This window comes from Stieleria varia (genome assembly GCF_038443385.1).
Lineage (GTDB): Bacteria > Planctomycetota > Planctomycetia > Pirellulales > Pirellulaceae > Stieleria > Stieleria varia.
Window position 1 is genome coordinate 7223873 of sequence record NZ_CP151726.1, and the last position, 19070, is coordinate 7242942.

10 protein-coding genes are annotated in these 19070 nt (G+C 58.0%); 4 read left to right on the plus strand and 6 right to left on the minus strand.

What is annotated here, in order from left to right; genetic code table 11:
- Positions 1-485 precede the first annotated feature (485 nt).
- Both Pla52nx_RS24285 and glpK read right to left on the minus strand, forming a co-directional pair.
- The gene (locus Pla52nx_RS24285) at positions 486-2063 is read right to left on the minus strand and encodes a glycerol-3-phosphate dehydrogenase/oxidase (RefSeq protein WP_146522854.1); all 1578 of its coding nucleotides are present in this window, start codon (positions 2061-2063) and stop codon (positions 486-488) included.
- The gene (glpK, locus tag Pla52nx_RS24290) at positions 2063-3553 is read right to left on the minus strand and encodes a glycerol kinase GlpK (RefSeq protein WP_146522853.1); all 1491 of its coding nucleotides are present in this window, start codon (positions 3551-3553) and stop codon (positions 2063-2065) included. The genes Pla52nx_RS24285 and glpK overlap by 1 nt, the downstream gene beginning before the upstream one ends.
- 154 nt (positions 3554-3707) lie before the next feature.
- Here glpK and Pla52nx_RS24295 point away from each other — a divergent pair, with 154 nt between their 5' ends.
- Both Pla52nx_RS24295 and Pla52nx_RS24300 read left to right on the plus strand, forming a co-directional pair.
- A complete protein-coding gene (locus tag Pla52nx_RS24295) occupies positions 3708-6431 on the plus strand; it encodes a PSD1 and planctomycete cytochrome C domain-containing protein (protein ID WP_146522852.1) in 2724 nt (907 codons plus the stop codon).
- A gap of 197 nt (positions 6432-6628) precedes the next feature.
- On the plus strand, positions 6629-6856 hold the full coding sequence (locus Pla52nx_RS24300) for a hypothetical protein (RefSeq protein ID WP_146522851.1): 228 nt from the start codon (positions 6629-6631) through the stop codon (positions 6854-6856).
- 407 nt (positions 6857-7263) lie between these two features.
- Here Pla52nx_RS24300 and Pla52nx_RS24305 read toward each other — a convergent pair whose 3' ends face one another.
- Genes Pla52nx_RS24305 through Pla52nx_RS24320 form a run of 4 tightly spaced genes read right to left on the minus strand, consistent with a single transcriptional unit; the run spans position 7264 to position 14117 of the window.
- The gene (locus Pla52nx_RS24305) at positions 7264-9609 is read right to left on the minus strand and encodes a glutamine amidotransferase (RefSeq protein WP_146522850.1); all 2346 of its coding nucleotides are present in this window, start codon (positions 9607-9609) and stop codon (positions 7264-7266) included.
- Positions 9606-12137, minus strand: coding sequence for a BatA domain-containing protein (locus Pla52nx_RS24310; RefSeq protein ID WP_146522849.1), 2532 nt, complete (start codon positions 12135-12137; stop codon positions 9606-9608). Before Pla52nx_RS24310 ends, Pla52nx_RS24305 begins: the two co-directional genes overlap by 4 nt.
- A 57-nt stretch (positions 12138-12194) precedes the next feature.
- Positions 12195-13142: a DUF58 domain-containing protein gene (locus tag Pla52nx_RS24315; protein WP_146522848.1), complete on the minus strand. Its 948-nt coding sequence runs from the start codon at positions 13140-13142 to the stop codon at positions 12195-12197.
- Positions 13143-13157: 15 nt separating this feature from the next.
- Positions 13158-14117 carry an AAA family ATPase gene (locus tag Pla52nx_RS24320; protein WP_231742621.1) on the minus strand — a complete coding sequence of 320 codons (960 nt, stop codon included), beginning with the start codon at positions 14115-14117 and terminating at the stop codon, positions 13158-13160.
- A 292-nt stretch (positions 14118-14409) separates the two neighbouring features.
- On the opposite strand from Pla52nx_RS24320, the gene Pla52nx_RS24325 reads away from it, so the two are divergent.
- Together Pla52nx_RS24325 and Pla52nx_RS24330 are read left to right on the plus strand one after the other, a co-directional pair.
- The gene (locus tag Pla52nx_RS24325) at positions 14410-17001 is read left to right on the plus strand and encodes a DUF4159 domain-containing protein (RefSeq protein WP_342190247.1); all 2592 of its coding nucleotides are present in this window, start codon (positions 14410-14412) and stop codon (positions 16999-17001) included.
- 59 nt (positions 17002-17060) lie between these two features.
- Positions 17061-18467 carry an MBOAT family O-acyltransferase gene (locus Pla52nx_RS24330; protein ID WP_146522846.1) on the plus strand — a complete coding sequence of 469 codons (1407 nt, stop codon included), beginning with the start codon at positions 17061-17063 and terminating at the stop codon, positions 18465-18467.
- The last annotated feature ends 603 nt before the right edge of the window (positions 18468-19070 follow it).

Sequence of the window (19070 nt, forward strand, 5' to 3'; positions counted from 1 at the left end):
CATTCGGCATTGCACTGGATTTGAAATTCGAGAGTTTTGTTTCTCAAGCGTAGGTTCAAGGCGATGAGGGTTGCCAACCCCAACGTGGTTCGACAACAAAGCCTGGAGTCGCGCAGTGCACCCCAGGAAAAGCTGACTAGTGAGAGCGAAATTGGATCCCGCAAGGGATCGCAGAAGGTAGCCACGGGTCGCCGAAGGCGCACCCGTGGTGTCCGACGACGATGTTGAATCGACCCCGCAGGGTGTCGCAGACTACTCGGAATCGGGGCTGCGACCGCCTTCGGGGTCGGTTCTCGCGAGACCGAATCGACCGGCGATGATCGCTACGCTCTATCGCCGGCTACCGTCTGAGACCGCTTCACGGTCATATGCAGCAACAATTGATTTCGCGCCCCCTGGGGGTTGAGTTGTCGTCAATAGCTCTTCACCCAGGGTGCGTTACGCGACCCTGGGCTTTGATGTTTGACCGCGTTGCGGTCGGGAAGCTACCTCGTTGTTGGCGGCAGGAAGTGGGTGGCCGTTTCGTTGAAATGTTCGACTTGTTTGTCTCGCCACGGTTCATCTTTGCCGAGTTCCGTTGCCATGATCTGGGCGACCAGCGGCGCGATCTCGATCGCTGCGTGGGCGTTGAGAAACAAAGCTCTTGATCGTCTGGAGAGGAAATCCTCCACGGTGCGTGACATCTCGTGAAGCACTGCCCAGACAACTTCGGATTTGCGAATCGTCAATTGCGGATGCAGCATTTCCGAAAGTTCCGGGCGTTCGGATTCCAATTGTTCGATGGAGGCCAGATCGCTGCCGTAATGATTTCTGGATGCGGGACGGTGGGTGTCGCAAAAACCGTGCAGATGCATTTGTTTGGTTTGGCAATCTTTCACTGTGATCCCTGATTGTTCCACAACGTGGTCCACGCAGTCCTCCGCCATCTTGCGAACCGTCGTCCATTTGCCGCCGGTGATGGTGATCAGGCCTGATGGAGAGGTTCGAATCACGTGGTCGCGGGACAACGAAGCCGTGCGAGCTGACTTGTCTCCTTTGACCAACGGTCGAATGCCGGTGAACACGCTCAGGATGTCGTCGTGTGTCGGTGTTTGTTTTAGATAGATGGCTGCCGTCTGCAGCAAGAACTCGATCTCTTCTGTTTGTGCGGACGGTTCCAGCTCGGAGTACTTGATGGCGGTGTCCGTCGTGCCGATGAGAGTGTGATCGTGCCAGGGGATGATGAAAATCACACGGCCGTCCGATGTTTTCGGGACAATCATGGCCGCGGGGCCGGGGAAAAAGCTCTTGGGTAGCACCACATGGACACCTTGGCTGGGTGCGATCATTGGTTCGATGCTTACGTCATCCATTGATCGAACGGCATCACAAAACGGCCCCGCGGCATTGACCACGCAGCGTGATTGGATGGAGTAGGTGTCGCCCGACTCGGCATCTGTTGCCGTCACACCGATGATCTTGTTGTCTTGTTTGAGCATTCCCGTCACGCCGACGTAGTTTGCCAACCAGGCACCCTTGTGAGCGGCGGTTTGAGCCATGTTGATCAACAGTCTCGCGTCATCGAACTGGCCGTCATGGTAAACGACACCGCCGCGCAAGCCGTCTTGTTGTAGTTCCGGCACAAGGCTGTCGAGCACCGTGTTGGACGCGCCATGGGAACGTCCAAAGCTATTCCCAGTTGCCAGCAGGTCATAGATTTTGAGTCCAAACCCATAGAAAAAACGTTGCCAGAGGCTCGTGCAAGGAATCACGAACTCCATGTCGTGGACCAAATGGGGCGCGTTATTGCGCAGCAGTGTGCGTTCCCGCAAGGCGTCACGAACCAGCGTGATGTTTCCTTGTTGCAGATAACGCACGCCGCCGTGGACCAGTTTGGTGCTGCGACTGGAAGTTCCTTTGCCAAAGTCCGATTGTTCCAGCAACAAGACATCCATGCCGCGACTGGCGGCGTCCAGGGCGATGCCGATCCCGGTCGCACCGCCACCGATGACAACCAAGTCCCACAGTTGGACACGTTGACGGATTTGTTGGATCGCGTCGTCGCGTTGAAACACGGCTGACATCAATTGGGTTCCCAGTTTTGAGAGCGACGCAGGGCCTCGGACCAACGATCCCGACGCTCGGTGACTTCGCCATCGGCCATCGATGGCTCAAAGACTCGATCGGTCTGCCAAACTTGAGCGATCTCATCAACGTCTTTCCAAAACCCGACGGCCAGCCCGGCCAGGAAAGCTGCGCCGATCGCGGTGGTCTCGATGACTTTGGGACGCACCACGGGGACTTGCAGGATATCGGCTTGAAACTGCATCAACAGATCATTGGCGCACGCGCCGCCGTCCACACGCAGTTCTTTGATCGGATGCCCGGCGTCTTTGCGCATCGCGTCCACGACATCGGCGACTTGAAACGCGATTCCTTCCAGCGCCGCGCGGGCGATGTGTGCGCGAGTCGTTCCGCGGGTGAGCCCCAGGATGCTGCCGCGGGCGTAGGAATCCCAGTGCGGCGCGCCCAAGCCGGCAAACGCAGGAACCAAGTAGACGCCATCGCTGTCAGGGACCGATCTTGCCAGGTCTTCGATTTCATCGGAGGATTCGATGATTCCCAAGCCGTCCCGCAACCATTGAACGGCCGCGCCGGCGATGAACACGCTGCCCTCCAATGCGTACTCACGCCGCTCGCTCGTGCTGCAAGCAGCGGTGGTCAGCAGTTGATTCTTAGAGGCGACGGGTTGATCGCCGACATTCATCAGTAGAAAGCAACCGGTGCCGTAGGTGTTCTTGGCCATTCCGCTGTGGGTGCAGTTTTGACCAAACAACGCGGACTGCTGGTCTCCTGCTGCGCCCCCGATGCGGATCGGCGCGCCGAACAGTTCCGAGTCTGTTTCGCCATAGACATGGCTGGAGGGCACGACCTCGGGCAGCAGGCTGCGGGGAATTTCAAAAAGGGACAGCAGCTCATCGTCCCACTGCATCGTCTGGATGTTCAACAACATCGTGCGTGAAGCGTTGGTGACATCGGTGACATGCAGTCGCCCTCCGGTCAGGTTCCAAATCAGCCAACTGTCGACGGTTCCGAACGCGAGTTCGCCACGTTCGGCACGTTGGCGAGTGTGGGGAACGTTGTCCAGCATCCATTTCAGCTTGGTCGCACAGAAGTACGAATCGATCACCAGGCCGGTTGCGTCTTGGACCATTTGAGTGTGACCGGCGGCGCGTAGTTCATCGCAATAGCCGGCTGTACGTCGGTCCTGCCAAACGATTGCATGATGCACGGGTTCGCCGGTGGCGCGATCCCAGAGCACCGTCGTTTCGCGTTGGTTGGTGATGCCGATGGCGGCCACATCAGCGGCTGATAGCTCACACTGCGCCATCAGCTCCCGTCCGACCTGCAACTGCGTTTCCCAGATTTCAGTCGCATCGTGCTGCACCCATCCGGCCCTCGGGAAGTGCTGGGTGAACTCACGTTGGGCAACGCCCAGAATGCTACCGCTGTGATCGAAAGCGATGGCACGCGAACTGGTGGTGCCTTGATCGAAAGCCAGAACAACGCTCATCAAATTACCGTCAGAGGGGAATCGAATTCAGAGAAGCACGAGCTCTTAGTTTACGCGACCGAGCAACCGGTCGGGGTAGGTGGCGTGATTGTTGTGTAGAATGGTTGTTGATGTGATCTTTTGGTCATGAGCGTATCCCCAGAGAAAGAGCCTGATGATTTCCCGCGTTCTGTTTTCGTTCACACTCGTTGCGGTGATGTTGTGGGTGGCATCAGGGGTTTGGGCGGGGCAACGTGTGGATTTTGTCCGTGACGTGCGTCCTGTCTTTGAGTTGCATTGTTATCCATGCCATGCTGGGACCGAACAGGAATCGGGGTTGCGACTGGACGTTCGGGAGGCCGCGATGGTTGGCGGCGACAATCATGGACCTGACATCGTTCCGGGCAAGTCGAGCGAGAGTCCTTTGATTCGCATGATCACCTCAGATGACGACGAGTCTTTGATGCCGCCCGATGGACGAATGTCGGATGTGGAGGTCGAGATACTGAGGAAATGGATCGACGCGGGTGCTCCTTGGCCTGACGGCGTGGACCGCGTTCAGCTCAAGGACAAGCGTGACCATTGGAGTTTCAAACCAGTCTCTACCGAGATGCACGCAACGAGCATTGACGAGTTCATCGAGGAAAGACTTGCGGCCAACGGACTGGAGATGTCACCGCCGGCCGATGATCTGATTTGGCTCAGGAGGGTGACGTTCGACCTGACCGGATTGCCGCCGACGCCAGAGGAGGTTCGTGATTTTCAAGACTTGTTGGCGATCGGTTCGTCGTCCTGTGGGATGCGCGACGCGTACACTGCGGTGGTGGATCGCTTGCTGGCCAGCCCGCGATACGGCGAGCGTTGGGCACAGCATTGGTTGGACGTGGTGCGATATGCCGACACGCATGGTTTCGAAGTCAACACGGAACGTCCCAACGCTTGGCCCTATCGCGACTATGTCATTGACGCGTTGAATCGTGACACACCGTACGATCAGTTCATCAAAGAACAGATCGTTGGGGACGCATTAGGACGGGACGCTGCGACCGGTTTTTTGATCACGGCATCAGTGTTGTTGCCAGGGCAGATTGGAAAAGACGAGCCGTCGATTCGATTGGCACGTCAGGATGCCTTGGATGAGATCGTCAACAACATCAGCCAGACCTTTCTGGGGCTGAGCGTCGGATGTGCAAGATGCCATGACCACAAGTTTGATCCGATCTCGGCGCGAGACTATTACGCGATGCAAGCGTTCGTGGCGGGGGTGGAGTATGCCGATCGGGAGATGGCGGGCGAAGAAACGCAGGAGCGAAAGCGAAAACTCAGCTCCTGGCGCGCGATGTCACAAGCAGTGCAAACACGACTCGATCGTTTGATACAGCAAGGAGAAGCCGGTGTGCAGAAAACGGACGCCAAAGAGAATGTGGAAAGGTTCGAGCCGATCCAAGCACGCGTCGTCCGCTTTACCATTCACGATGCGAATTTGCACCCGTCGCTCGGATTGATCGAACCCTGTATCGACGAGTTTGAAATCTTTGCGACGGGCGATGAACCCCGAAACGTTGCATTGGCCACGTTCGGGACAAAGGTCACCGCGTCGGGAAGTAGGGAATCGGCAGCACACAAGTTGCAGCATATCAACGATGGACAATACGGAAACTCTCACAGTTGGATGTCGGATACCAAAGGACGAGGCTGGGTGCAGTTTGAGTTCCCGGAAACCGTTGCAGTGAATCGGATCGTTTGGAGCCGCGATCGATTGGGGCGTTTCCAGGATCGATTGCCGACCGTCTATACCATCGAAGCGGGACTGACTATCGAAACGCTTAGCAGGATCGCTGGCGTCAGCGCGGCTGCAAAAGATTTGCATGCAGAAAAAGCAAGGTTGGAAAAGGAAATCAGCGGACTGGGAAAAGGACAGCCGGTGTTTGCCGGCAAGTTTCGCCAGCCTGACGAAATTCGACTGCTGCTGCGGGGTGACCCGGAACAGCCGCGTGAGTTGATATCGCCGGCAGTGTTGACCGCACTGGGCGATGTTTCTCTGAGTCCAGAAGCGGAAGAACAGGACCGGCGTCGTGCCTTGGCTCAGTGGATCGCCAATCCGCAAAATCCGCTGACGGCTCGCGTGATGGTCAATCGGATCTGGCAAGGGCATTTCGGTGCGGGGCTGGTCGAGACTCCCAGTGACTTGGGCAACAACGGGGCTCAGCCCACGCATCCGCAGCTACTGGATTGGTTGGCAGGCGAGTTCGTTCGTTCGGGCTGGAGCATGAAACACATGCATCGGATGATCGTGTTGTCGAGGACTTATCGCCAGTCCGCGGAGTCCAACGACAGGGCGGCGGAGATCGACGCCGGCGTTCGCCTGTTGTGGCGATTTCCGTCACGGCGGTTGGAAGCAGAATGCATACGCGATTCCATGTTGGCGATCAGTGGGAAGTTGAATTTGCAAATGGGTGGACGCGGTTTTGATTTCTTTGACAAACGCGGTGGTTTGAGCGGGTTTCAACCCGTCGAGGAATTATCGCCTGCGAATCAGCGGCGGATGATTTACGCGCACAAAGTTCGCAGGGAATCAGAGGCTGTCTTCGGAGCGTTCGATTGTCCGGATGCTGGGCAAAGTGCTGCGGTGAGAAGAGTTTCGACCACCCCTATTCAGGCGTTGAATCTGCTCAACAGTCGCTTCACCGTCGATGTGTCCCGTTCTTTTGCCGAGCGAATTGAGCGAGAATCCGGAGATGACTTGGCGAGCCAAATCAAACACGCCTACGAGTTGGCTTTAGGGCGATTACCCAGTGCTGATGAAGTCGTCGACGTGGAGCCAATGGTGCGTGAATTTGGCATCGCCGTATTGTGCCGAGCGTTGATGAATAGCAACGAGTTTCTGTTTGTACCGTGATTGCTTTGTCATCAAAGGGAGGACATGCCTTTTGTGGGCTGTTCTGTAGCGATTTCAGCGAGCCGATCCGGACGGCGTGGGGTATTATTAAGGAAGAAGCGGAATTCCTTGAATTTCGGTCATAGGAATCGGCGAAGAGTCAAAGCAGCACGAGTCCGGCGATCAGGAATCTGGTCCATCGATAGAGACAAATTGTGGTGAGCCAAGATCGCATTCATTGCCCGCATTGCAACGATTTGCCGCACGAAGTCTATCCCTCGCGTTGGGGCAAGCAACTGGTGTGTCTGTTGCTGCTGCAGCGATGTTGGCGTTGTGCACGTTGCGATGCACAGATCATTGATTGGTGTTGGAAACGCGTTCAAGAGAACAACGATCCATTCCAACGGCGCGGCAACAAGATCGACGTCGAAGATTCGTCTTCGTGAGGGTGGACTGGTGATTGTCTCACCCTTTCAGGGTGAAATGGGCCTGCAACTGTTTCACCCAGGGCGTCGCTTCGCTTTGCCCTGGGCTTTCATGTTCCGGCCCTTTCAGGGCATGGGCGGAGTCGACAGCAGGTGACTGCTGCCCTAGTGAGCCGCGACGCGTGAGCGGCCGGGCCTTTCACGCAGCCCGGTGCCATCAGAAACCGGGCCAATGAATACTGCCCGGTGCCATCAGAAACCGGGCCAATGAATACTGCCCGGTGCCATCAGAAACCGGGCCAGTGAATACTGCCCGGTGCCATCAGAAACCGGGCCAATGGATACTGCCCGGTGCCATCAGAAACCGGGCCAATGGATACTGCCCGGTGCCTTACGGCCCACGGCTCACCCTTGCGTTCCAGCGGAACTCAGGCCATGCCCCATCGGCGGCGGAGGTACCATTCGGTGCTGAGGGCGGCGGCAAAGAGCGTGAAGACGATCCAGCCGCTCAGCGGGCCATCGCCCAATCGGTAGCGATCCACCACCGGGGCTTCCGCTTTCTTTCGCCGCGCGGCGATTTGCTCCAACAACTGCTCCATCTGATCCGCGCGATAGGCGCCGCCTCCGTGATCGGCGGTCAAGTCCGCGAGCTGTTTCATGTAGAGCGGATCGGCCATCGGACGCGACAGTTCTCGACTCGCCTCGATGACTTGAAAGGCCAGTTCGCCCGGCTGGATCTTTGACGCGGGGTCCGCTGGTTTGACTCGCAAGCGATAGAAACCAGGTTCCAACTCAGGAATCTTGCCCGACACCGCTGCGACGCTGGTGGCGGACACGATCGAAGTCGTGGGGACGGTTTGAGCATCGGTTGAGACGGAGTTTGTTTCTGTGCTTGATTCTGCGAGGATTTCGGCGATCAAGGTTTCACGTGGTTGGTCTTCGGTCAACGCCGTGACGCTAGCGGTGAACTCTGGCGTGGCTTTGGTTTCGAAACGCCGCGAGTCCATTTTGACGATGACTTTGTCCGCGCCGGATTCTTCGCGTGACATCAGCCACAGCATCAACTGACGCCAAAACCTGCGGTGAGCTTCGCTGTTGCCCTGTCTCCACCAGCGATGGGTTTCATCAAACGCCAGTGAGGTCACACGGCCGCTGCCGAATTCGCCGACCGTCAGCAATGGTTGTCCCTCCGGCGTCTGCAACAGGACTTGAACGCCCGCGGCGACCCGTGGTCCGAGCAAGCGGTTTGCGCCCGAGAGTGGCGAAAGTTGCGACCACACGGTGGCTGGATCGTCGCCGCCCAAGTCGGTGATCGGATGTTGTTTGGCAAAGACGATTTCGACGGGATCGGTGAGTTGTCCTGGGCTGTCGGTTGGAATCGAGCCGATGGAAAAGTTGGCACGTCGTCGAGATGCGTCCATCCGCACCGGCAGGACGTCGGCGAGTGGTGAAGTCGCATAGCCGCCGGTGCCGTAGGTTTGAAATCCACCCAGCGTCACCAATGCCCCGCCGTCGGCGACCCGGTCGCGCAGTTTCTGCAGTTGATCGGTTCCCAGAGCGGTCGCATCAAGATCCCCCAGGATGTAGATGTCGTATTGATTGGGGGCAAAGACGTTGCCGAGATCCACGGGCCATTTTTGATTGGTATGGATCCATTGATATTGCAGTTGCAAATCGGGAAAGCCTCGCAAGGCGCGACTGAGGAACGTTTGTTCGGGCCGCTGGGCACCTTCGGCGTAGAACACTCGGCCGCCGCCCTCACGGACTTCTGCAAACGCGGTCTGTGAGTTGTTGCTGGTGACCCACTCACCGCTTTGATTCTCGGCAGCGACTTTCAATCGATAGGCACCCGGTTTGGGAGCCGTCAGTGGAATCGTGACCCCCAGCACGTCATTGGCGCGTTGCGTCGCGCGGGTTCGTTCCGCGGCCACGGTTTCGCTGCCGTCGCTGGCGATCCAAGTCACTTTCAAAGGCACTTCCGTGTTGGCCAAGCCACGCAAGGAAAGTTGGAACGTGACATCGAATTGGTTGCCGGAGAACAATTGGAATACTTCCGGCATCGCGTCCACGGCCACATCGCGAGAGCCGGTATCGCCTGCGGGCGGACCGATCGGGACCGTCCAGAACGGGACACCGAGGGAGTTGAGGATTTCTGCGGAAGACTGTGCGCCCCGCGATGCGGCTTGCGCGGCCGCCGCCCCATCGCGTTTGGCGGTTTGCGTGCCGTCGCCCATCAGGATCACTCCGGCCATCGGTTGACCGGCGGCGGCCGCAATGGCGGCTTCCAACGCCGCACCCAAATCCGTTGCGTCGCCGTCGGGTTGGATCGCTTGTAAAGCCTCGCCCGCGGCGATCGTTTGCTCGGGCGTGCTGGATTGCAGCAGGGGTTCGGCGGAGCCATCGTAGGTGAGCCACTGGACGTTCAGTGACTCGTCCATCGCTGCCAATCCGCTGGCCAATGCTTGCCATGCCTGCTGTTGTGTGGTCCAGCGATCGCCGCCGTCACCGTCGGCCAAAGTCATGCTTTTGGAAACATCGGCGGCGACCACCAACGTTGCATCGGCCGGTCGATTGTCGGTGCGAATCAGTGAAGGCCGAAAGGCGGCCAGTAGCAACACCAATGCGGCGAGACCGCGAAGTCCGATCAGCCAGCGTCGTTGTTCTGGTTTGGGAGTCGGAGGAGTGACCCAAGCGATCACGGCAACGACCACGATCGCGCAAACGATCGTGACCAGTAGCGATCCGTAGAGCGGTTCAAGGGCAAAGTGTGTCATGCCGCCGCCTTTCTCGGCTCGCCCGAGGTTCGACCTGCAGTTGACGATCCAGAGTAGAACCGATTGCCCAAGAGTTGCTCCAATAGAAACACCGCCAGTGCCAACAGCATCAATGGCGAACGTAGCAACACGCGGTCTTGGTTTTGACGGTCACGCCAAGCGATCTCGTCGACGCTTTGGATGATGTCGTAGGCGTCCGCTCCGAAACGCTTGTCGAGTGCCGTGACGTCAATCCGCTGTGTGGAGATCCTGTCGCGACTCAGATTGGCGGAGAAACCAGTTTGCGTCCCCGGTCCTCGCAGCCAATAGGTTCCCGAGCGGGAGACGTCACGGATGACCACGGAGCGAGAATTCGCGGCAGCGTCAGTGGACTCTTTTGTTTCGGTAATCTGAGTGTCGGCTCCCGAGATCGCGACATCGATAGGCACCGGCACCGAATCGCCCGGCGGAAACAATTGCATGCGTACTGTTTCTGCGTTCGTTTGTTGCGAATCGGGAATCGAAACGCGGAGCGATGCCGCTGAGCCGACCGCAGAGGTCGAGTTGGTTTCATCGCGTCCGCAAATTCGTTGGGCGATGCTGCGCACGAGTACGAAAGCCGGCCAGGCTTCTTCGCTGCTGAACAGCTCGTTCCATTTGGCAAACTTGCCCGCCAAGTCCGGCAGGGGCGTGGTCAAGATCAACCAGCGTCCCGATCCGTCGGTCGGTGACGTCTCCAGCAACGCCGGGTGTTCGGTGCCGGCCATCCGCATCAACACTTGATCATTCGTACGACGTTTGATTTGCCAGTATTGGTGAATCCGAAAATCAGACCAAGGCACGCCGCCGGAGAGATCTTCAAAGATCGCTAGTACGGGATGGGACGCATTGATGGTTTGCAAGAACGATCCTGGACGCGGCACACGCCAACGTCGAACCAGCTCTGGCAGATAGGGCACCGAGAGCGGATCGTTGCCAACGGACTCACCCAGGCAGACGAAGACGTTTCCACCGGAGGCAACAAAATCCTGTAGCGAGTCGTCCGCCAGCGTCTCGCGTGGAGGGTCCAGCAGGATGATGGCGGGGAAATCGCTCAGGCGTGCGACCGGCAAGTCGGCGTAGCTGATTCGTTGGATCGCGTATTCGGGCACCGGAGCATCAGGACCCGGCGTTGCCGTGATGACATCTGAGATCACGGATGATTCATCATCGTCATTTCCGACCAACAAAAGACTGATGGGAGGCAAGACGTTGAGCGTGAAATAGGCAGCGTCGTCCAGCGGCATCGCATCACCGCCGATCAAGCGTACCACACCGTGGTGTTGGCCCGACTGCAAGGGCGGAACGGTCAGGCGAATTTCCACCGGCTGATTGATTGACACCTCCACGCTTCGCCGATCAACACTCTTGGTCGCTGGACGCACGATCCGGCCGTCACGCAGCACGGGTAATGACGGATCGTTTTGGTAGAGTTGCAATTCGACGGTGACCGATTGGGTGGCATCCGTGTCCTGCGGCGGTGCCTCGTCGGCGCTTGCCGGCGAGAGGGGATCAACAGCGATGGTCGTTGAAATCGGTACCGGAGATCCTGGGGGCGGCGTTTGGTCCGAGATGACCGGCAGTGATAGCGAACGGTTGTTGCCGCGAAACTCGCCGAGATCCATGACCGACAGTCCAATCGCCGAGTCGCCGCCGAATTGACCGACCAAGGCGGGCACCGTATCGGTGGAATCGCCACTGTTGACGGATTTGTCCGTGTTGGCGTCATACGTCGATGTGGAAAGGTCGGTCACCAAGACCACGTGACGCATCGAGAGATCGCTGGTCTCCAGCAAACGTTTCGCTGCGTCCAACCGAGATTCGATGGGTTGTGTGATCTCCAGGGGCCGCAACTGGGCGACTTTGGAGACCGCGCTGGCGATGTCCAGTGAAAACGCAGCGGGTGTCGATGAGCGATCGATGACCGCGATGCGGCTGGTGGCGGGCAGCGTGGCAATCAATTCATCGGCGACGGCGCGAAGACGTGTGATGCGGTCGTCATCGGGTGTTTGCCAAGCCGATGTCGGCGAGTTGTCCAGCACGATGGCCAGGGCCACCGGTTGGCTATTGTCAATCGACGGTCGAGCGCCCGAGGCTGCTGTGTAGATGCCCCAGATCGACGCGATGGCCAACAGTGCGGCTGCTCCGATACCGAGTCCCATTGCCGTGGCTCGTCCTTGGTTGCGTGCCAACGCTACGCTTGCCATCACCAGCAAGGCGACACCGATCACGGCGAGCAATCCGATGGTCAACCAAGTCATCGAGAGCGCGCGGTGGATCGCGGGGCGTGCCAATGCGATCGCCAAGACCGCCAGGGCAAGGATTCGCAGCGCCAGCAGCCACCAGCGGCGAATCCTCAACTTGCTGCGGTTGGATTCGACACGTCGGACCAGCAAGCGTACCGACGGAAAGACGATCTGGCGTGGTTCGCGTCGCGCGATGAAATGCAAAACGATCGGCACGGCAATCGCCAAGGTGCCAAAGATCAGGGATGCATTGAGAAAGGTCACGACGAGTGTTGCGAATCGATGAGAGGAGGAACCAGGGAACGAACCGGTGAAGTAGGGTTATGCCAGTGCTTGTCGTTGCAACAGATACTGCGTCAATGCTTTATCGAACGGCATGCTGGTGTCCAGCGGTACGTAGTCGATCTTGAGCCGATTGCATCCTTCGCGATACGCGTCGCGCAGAGCCTGCAGTTGTGCCAAGTAGTCTTCGCGAAACCCCGTTGCGTCGACCGAAACGCTGCGTCCACTCTCGGCGTCCACAAACTGCGTCGGGCCATCGTACGGGAACGTCACTTCGGCTTCGTCCAAGACATGAAACACGATCACATCGTGTCCGGCATATTTCAAACGGGCCAGCGCCGAGATCGCATCGGCGACCAAATCGCTGGCGTTGAGGTCTGCGTTGCCGCTGCTGCTGGTGTCATCGCCTGCGTCGTCGCTGGGCCATAGATCGCTGAAGACCATGATGAGCGAATGATGTTTCAGCATCGATGCCAGTTGGGTCAGCGATTTGGGCAAGTTCGTCTTGCCTGTCGGTTTCAACTTTGCCAAGTGCGACAGGACGTCGCCGAGGTGACCACGGCGGCTACGCGCGGGCAGTTCGGCGTGCAGGGTTTCGTCAAAGGTGATCAGGCCGACGGGGTCCTGTTGCATGTTCATTAGGTACGTCAACGAAGCGGCCAAGCAAGTCGCGTACTCGAATTTTGTCATCGATTGGCTTTCGGTAAACCCCATCGACTCGGAGAGATCCATCACCAAGTAGCCGATCATGTTCGTTTCGGCTTCGAAACGTTTGACGTAGTACTTGTCCGTCTTTGCGTAGACCAGCCAGTCGATCAGTTTTGGGTCGTCGCCGCGGTTGTAGCGTCGATGCTCGCTGAACTGGACCGAGAATCCTTGAAAGGGACTGGTGTGCAGACCTTGCAAGAATCCCTTCACGACCATCCGCGCACGGACATCCAGTCGTTGGATCTTTTGCAGTGATTCCGGGGACAGCAGCGCGGACATGACCAGAACGTTCCCTTACGCCTTAGCGAGTTTTTCAGGCTCGGGCGGCTTGATGTCGTTGAGCAACCGTTTGATCACCGCGTCACTATCCATTCCTTCGGCTTGCGCCTGAAAGTTGGTCGCCAAGCGGTGACGCAGCACGGGAGCGGCGATGCGTTGGACGTCGCTGGGATCGACGCTGAATCGTCCGTCCATCGCCGCGAGTGCTTTGGCGCCCGTGATCAGGTTCTGACCGGCGCGAGGGCCGGCACCCCAGTCGACGAGCTGACGAACATATTCTGGTGCCGTGTCGTCTTTGGGACGCGTGGCGCGGACCAACTGGGTCACGTAGCGAATCACAAACGGATTGACGGCGACGCTGGAGACGAGTTTTTGCACGTTCAGGATCGCGCGGCCGGTCAGGACTTTGTTGACCGTGACGCTGTCACCGCGCGTCGTCGTCGTCAGGATCTTTTCTTCTTCCTCGACCGACGGATAGTCCAGACGAATGTTGAACATGAACCGGTCCAACTGGGCTTCGGGCAACGGGTAAGTGCCCTCCTGCTCGATCGGGTTTTGTGTGGCGATGGCAAAGAACGGCGCGGGCAGGTCGTAGGTCTCACGTCCCACCGTGACTTGACGCTCCTGCATGGCTTCCAACAACGCGGCCTGCGTCTTGGGAGGCGTCCGGTTGATTTCGTCGGCGAGCAGGATGTTGGTGAAAATCGGGCCTTCCACAAACCGAAAGCTTCGTCTGCCCGATTCGTCTTCTTCTAGAACTTGGGTGCCGGTGATGTCCGAGGGCATCAGGTCGGGAGTGAACTGAATCCGTTTGAAGGAAACGTCCAGAATGTTGGCCAAAGTGCTGACAATCAGAGTCTTCGCCAACCCCGGAACGCCTTCCAGCAGACAGTGACCACGGGTAAAGATGGCGGCCAAGAGTTGCTCGATCGTGTCCGTTTGGCCCACAATGACTTTGGCCAACTCGGAACGCATCTTTTGTTGATGCTCGGAAAACTCGCGAAGAACGTCACCCAGATTGCGGGCGGGTTGTGGCGAACCTTGAGGTGCTGGTGGAGGAGAACCGCTCATGGTGATACAGAAACATTCCTTTGCAGTGATGCGGCGTCGCGGATTGGGGGCGAACGTCGTAGTAAACTGGATAGTGAAATCGACCGTACGGTGGTTCCGCGGACCTGATCGGTTTGCGTCCACCCCCGACGCGTTGCCACTATTCATCGGTCGGTCATTCTCACACCATCAGTATACGATCCGGGCATCGGGCTGTATGTCCCACTGCCCCCGAACCGCCGAATCGGGTGAAATGGATCGAAACGCATTGCCCGATTTTTCATCGCAGACCGCCGTCATGACGCAAACTGAATTCACAATTCCAGACCGAGCAGCGACCTTTAGGAACGACGATGCGATTGCTGGGGCACTTGGTAGTGGGATTCGCCAGAATTCCTTTCGCATGGGATTTCTGGCGAAATCCACTACGCCATTTAATGAGGAAGCGATTCTTAGTGGTCAAGTCTGGCGTTTTGCCGCAAGACGATGCGTGATCGTCGCCATGATGGTCTTGGTCGGCGTGTTGGTGGTCACGCAGTCGGTTGCGGCCGCCGGGATCGATGCGGTCGCGGTGCAACGCTCTCTGGATCGAGGAATTGCCTATCTTCGCAAAACCCAAGAACCACGGGGTTCTTGGCAGGAGTACGGCGGTCAATCCTGTGGTGCGTCGGCGTTGTGCACGCTGGCATTGCTCAACGCGGGTGTGTCACGTGACGACCCGGCGATCGTCAACGCGATGAAGTATTTGCGAAGCATTCAGGCGGGCGAGACGTATAGCGTTTCGTTGCAAACGCTGGTTTATTGCCAATTGGGGGCCGCAGGCGACTTGCCACGCATCCGTCGCAACGTCGAGTGGCTGGAGTCCAAACAAAAAAATGAAACCAACGGCGCCGCCGGCTCGTGGGGGTACGGTGGGGGAACGGCCGGCGACCCGTCGAATGCTCAGTTCGCTTTGTTGGCTCTGGGGGCTGCCCACGATTTGGGCGTCGAAGTCGATCCGCTGGTGTTTGAACGCGCTCTGGCATACTGGGTCGATTTGCAGCAAGCCGGTGGCGGGTGGGGGTATGGCAGGACGACTCCCTCGGGCAGCATGACCTGCGCCGGTATCGCTTCGGTGATCATCGCCCGCGGTCGATTGGGAGGCACGTCATCCTCGATCGTGAACGGTGCGGTGCAGTGCTGTGGCGGTGAAAGCGACGATGACGATCCGGTGGAAAAGGGATTGAAGTGGTTGGCGGGGCACTTCGACGTGCGAAACAATCCGGGCAGCAACAAAGGAACTCACTATTACTACCTGTACGCGTTGGAGCGTGCCGCTCGACTGGCCGGGCGTCGGTTCATCGGTGATCACGATTGGTACCGCGAGGGTGCCGAACAGTTGATCAGCTTGCAAGACGGTTTCCAGGGTTTCTGGAAAGGAAACGGTTTTGGGGACGACGATCCCAACATCGCAACTTCGTTCGCCCTGTTGTTCTTGGGCAAAGGCAAGCGGCAAGTCGTGGTGGGCAATTTGCAGTACCAAACGGCTGCCAACCAAGACTGGCAGCGGCATCCCGATGCGATGAGGCAACTGGTCCGGCACGTCGAGCGACAATGGGGACGCGATCTGACTTGGCAAACGGTCAAGTTCGAGGGGGCAACGGTTCAGGATCTGTTGCAAACGCCCGTGCTGGTCGTCAGCGGTGGTGCCAAGCTTACTTTCACTGCCGCTGAGTCGGATTTGCTGAAAGAGTATGTTGACCAGGGCGGCAGCATTTTGTTCGACGCCAACGGCGGCAACGGGTGTGGCAATCCGGAACCGTTCCGCGAGAGTGTTCAGAAACTATGTGAGTCGTGGTATCCCGGCGCACAGCTCGATCGGTTGCCGCCGACTCATCCGATTTGGACGGCTGAGCGCAAAGTCGATTTCGATGAGCTGCCGCAGGACTTTTGGGTCTACGGCGTGCAGGCTTGTTGTCGGACGGCGGTTTTCTACGTGCCGCAAAGTTTGACTTGTCGTTGGGAGCTGAGCGATATCCTGTTTCGACGAGGCGACAAAGAGGAACCGGTCCGACAGGAAATCGATCAATCCGTCCGCATCGGCGAAAACCTGATCGCCTACGCGACCGGACGTGAGTTGAAAGACAAACTGGAGCAGCGGATCGTCATGAACGGCGAAACGCTGGACTCCACCGAACGTGGCGTCACACGTGTGGCGATGTTGGCGTTGGACGCTGGAGGTGAAGAAGCGTTTCGGGCGGTCCCGAATGTTTCCGCGATCATTCGTGACAAAGCCATGATCCGCGTTGCCGCAGCGTCCGATGCGGTCGCTGCAGAGGCGGAGACGTTGCGAGAAGTTTCGCTGCTGTGGGTCCACGGCCGGACGGACTTTCGCTGGACACCCACGCAGCGAGATGAACTGGCGATGTTTGTTCGCAACGGCGGCGTGATTTTGGCGAGTTCGATTTGTGGCAGCGAAGCGTTCACGGAAGCGTTTCGGCGAGAAATCGCACTGGTATTGCCCGGCTCGCCCCTGCAAACCATGCCGGGTGACCATCCGGTGTTGTTGCCCACCTACGATGGATTTGATTTGCGGAACGTGACGCTCAGAAAGCCCACGCAAACGGCTCGGGGGCAAGTCATCAACAAACGCACTTCGCCGCCGATTTTGGAAACGGCGACGATCGATGGATTGGTCGCGGTCGTGTTCTCTCCCTTGGACATCAGTTGTGCCTTGGAAAGTCAAAACTCGGTGCAGTGCCCCGGCTACGGCACAGAGGACGCCGCAAAAATCGTCACGAACATCCTGCTCATGACGTTGCGTCAGTAACGAGAGTTACTTTCCAATCCATTTGGTTTTCGTGACATTTTGAGGCAGCGTGCAGGCGGATGCAGTTCACCCAACTGGAATTCTTGATCTTCTTTGTTGTGGTGCTGGCCGTTGCATGGGCTGCTCGCTCACTGCAACTGCGCTCCGTTCGGATGCGTAATGTTTGGTTGCTTGCGGCCAGCTACTACTTCTATGCCTACTGGGACTATCGCTTTTGTGGGTTGTTGGTGCTGTCCACCGTCGTGGACTTTGTCGTCGCCAAGTGGTTGGTGGCGACGGAAAGCCCGACGCGGCGAAGAGTGCTGTTGGGCATCAGTGTCGCCGTCAATCTGGGTGTGCTCGGGTTCTTTAAGTACTGCAACTTTTTCATCGAGTCGGCTCAACCCCTGATGGAGTTCATGGGGCTCAACGCATCGACATTGAACATTATCCTGCCGGTCGGTATTTCCTTTTACACCTTTCAGACCTTGAGTTACACGATCGATGTCTATCGTGGGAACTTGCGGCCCACGGACAGACTGGTTGATTTTGCGTTGTTTGTCGCATTCTTTCCGCAACTGGTCGCCGGGCCAATTGTGCGAGCGAAAGAATTGCTGCCGCAGTTGGCGAGGACGCCGAAGTGGTCGGGGCGCCGGTTTTACGGAGGATCGCAACAGTTGTTACGCGGTGCGGTCAAGAAGGTGTTGTTGGCGGACCGTTTGGGTGAAGCCGTGGATGTCGTCTTTGCCGCGCCGGATTTGTACAGCTCGGCAACGGTCTGGATCGCCGTTTTTGCCTATGCGGGTCAGATCTATTATGACTTTTCCGGCTACAGCGACATGGCGATCGGTGCGGCGAAGATGTTGGGGTATCGATTCCCCGTGAATTTTCGTCATCCGTACTTGGCACAATCAATGACCGAGTTCTGGCATCGTTGGCACATGACATTGTCGCGTTGGCTGAGAGATTATCTCTACATTTCGCTGGGCGGTAATCGCAGCGGCAGTCTGATGACGTATCGCAATTTGATGGTCACGATGGTGTTGGGAGGACTATGGCACGGAGCGGCGTGGACGTTCGTTTTGTGGGGCGTGTTGCATGGCATTGCGCTCTCGGTGGAGCGACGGTTTGCGGGGCGCAAACCGTCGCGACCGAGTCGACTTCGGCAGATCGCTGGCTGGTGCGTCACGCTGTGCGTCGTATTGCTGGGTTGGATTCTGTTTCGCAGTCCTGATCTGACGTCCGCGATGCAAGTTGTCGCCCAGTTGTTTGCGTTTGACGGCGGGATTGCCTGGTACCCACCGCTGGTCTTGCTAGCGTTGGGCTGCATGGTCGCGGAACACGTGGCTTGGCGGACCAGGTTGCGCCTCGCGATGCGTTTACCGATCACGGCGTGGTACTCCCCGGTGGCGACGACGGTGATGATCTGGGCGCTGGTGCTATATTTCCCCCGCGAGTTTCGTCCCTTTGTTTATTTTCAATTTTGAGTGGGGACAGTCGCTTGACGTTCCACGTCGATTTCACGTAGCCGAGCCTCTCGGGGCGTGCGGAAAATAAGTGTCGCGAAATCCACGTAGCAATCATCGCTTCGCGTGATTTTGGCAACGGGAGAAGACACTTATTCTCCAAACCGACCACGAAGTGGTTAAACAACATAGCCTGGGGTCGCGGCGAAGCCAGCGCACCCCGGGTTAGCTCCGATAGCTGCGGAGCAGCGACAGCATACAGCATGGGGTGCCAACCCCATGTTTCTGCAAGCGAGTCCGCCCAGAAGCTGCGGAGCAGCGACAGCATAGAACGTTTGGTGTAGCCCACAGCACGCGGTGGGCCGGATGCAATCTGTCGCCGCTCCGCGGCTTGTTGGCGGCGTCGGGTGTTCACCTGGGGCTCGCGCCCCAGGCTGTATGCTGTCGTCGCATCCGCGACTGAGGGGATTGCTGGGAACGTGAAGAATGAACCGGCGATGATCGCTGCGCTCTATCGCCGGCTAGTGTCTGAGACCGCTTCACGGTCATATGCAGCAACAATACTTTTCACGTTCCCCGAGGCTTAGAGTTTCACGTCTGGGAAAGACGCGACTACGTGAAAGC

Excerpts from the sequence above, each read along its gene's own strand:
- Pla52nx_RS24305 (WP_146522850.1), bottom strand. The coding sequence starts at position 9,609 with ATGACACACTTTGCCCTTGAACCGCTCTACGGATCGCTACTGGTCACG.
- Pla52nx_RS24325 (WP_342190247.1), top strand. The coding sequence starts at position 14,410 with ATGTCCCACTGCCCCCGAACCGCCGAATCGGGTGAAATGGATCGAAAC.
- Pla52nx_RS24295 (WP_146522852.1), top strand. The coding sequence starts at position 3,708 with ATGATTTCCCGCGTTCTGTTTTCGTTCACACTCGTTGCGGTGATGTTG.
- Pla52nx_RS24285 (WP_146522854.1), bottom strand. The coding sequence starts at position 2,063 with ATGTCAGCCGTGTTTCAACGCGACGACGCGATCCAACAAATCCGTCAA.
- Pla52nx_RS24320 (WP_231742621.1), bottom strand. The coding sequence starts at position 14,117 with ATGCGTTCCGAGTTGGCCAAAGTCATTGTGGGCCAAACGGACACGATC.
- glpK (WP_146522853.1), bottom strand. The coding sequence starts at position 3,553 with ATGAGCGTTGTTCTGGCTTTCGATCAAGGCACCACCAGTTCGCGTGCC.
- Pla52nx_RS24330 (WP_146522846.1), top strand. The coding sequence starts at position 17,061 with ATGCAGTTCACCCAACTGGAATTCTTGATCTTCTTTGTTGTGGTGCTG.
- Pla52nx_RS24315 (WP_146522848.1), bottom strand. The coding sequence starts at position 13,142 with ATGTCCGCGCTGCTGTCCCCGGAATCACTGCAAAAGATCCAACGACTG.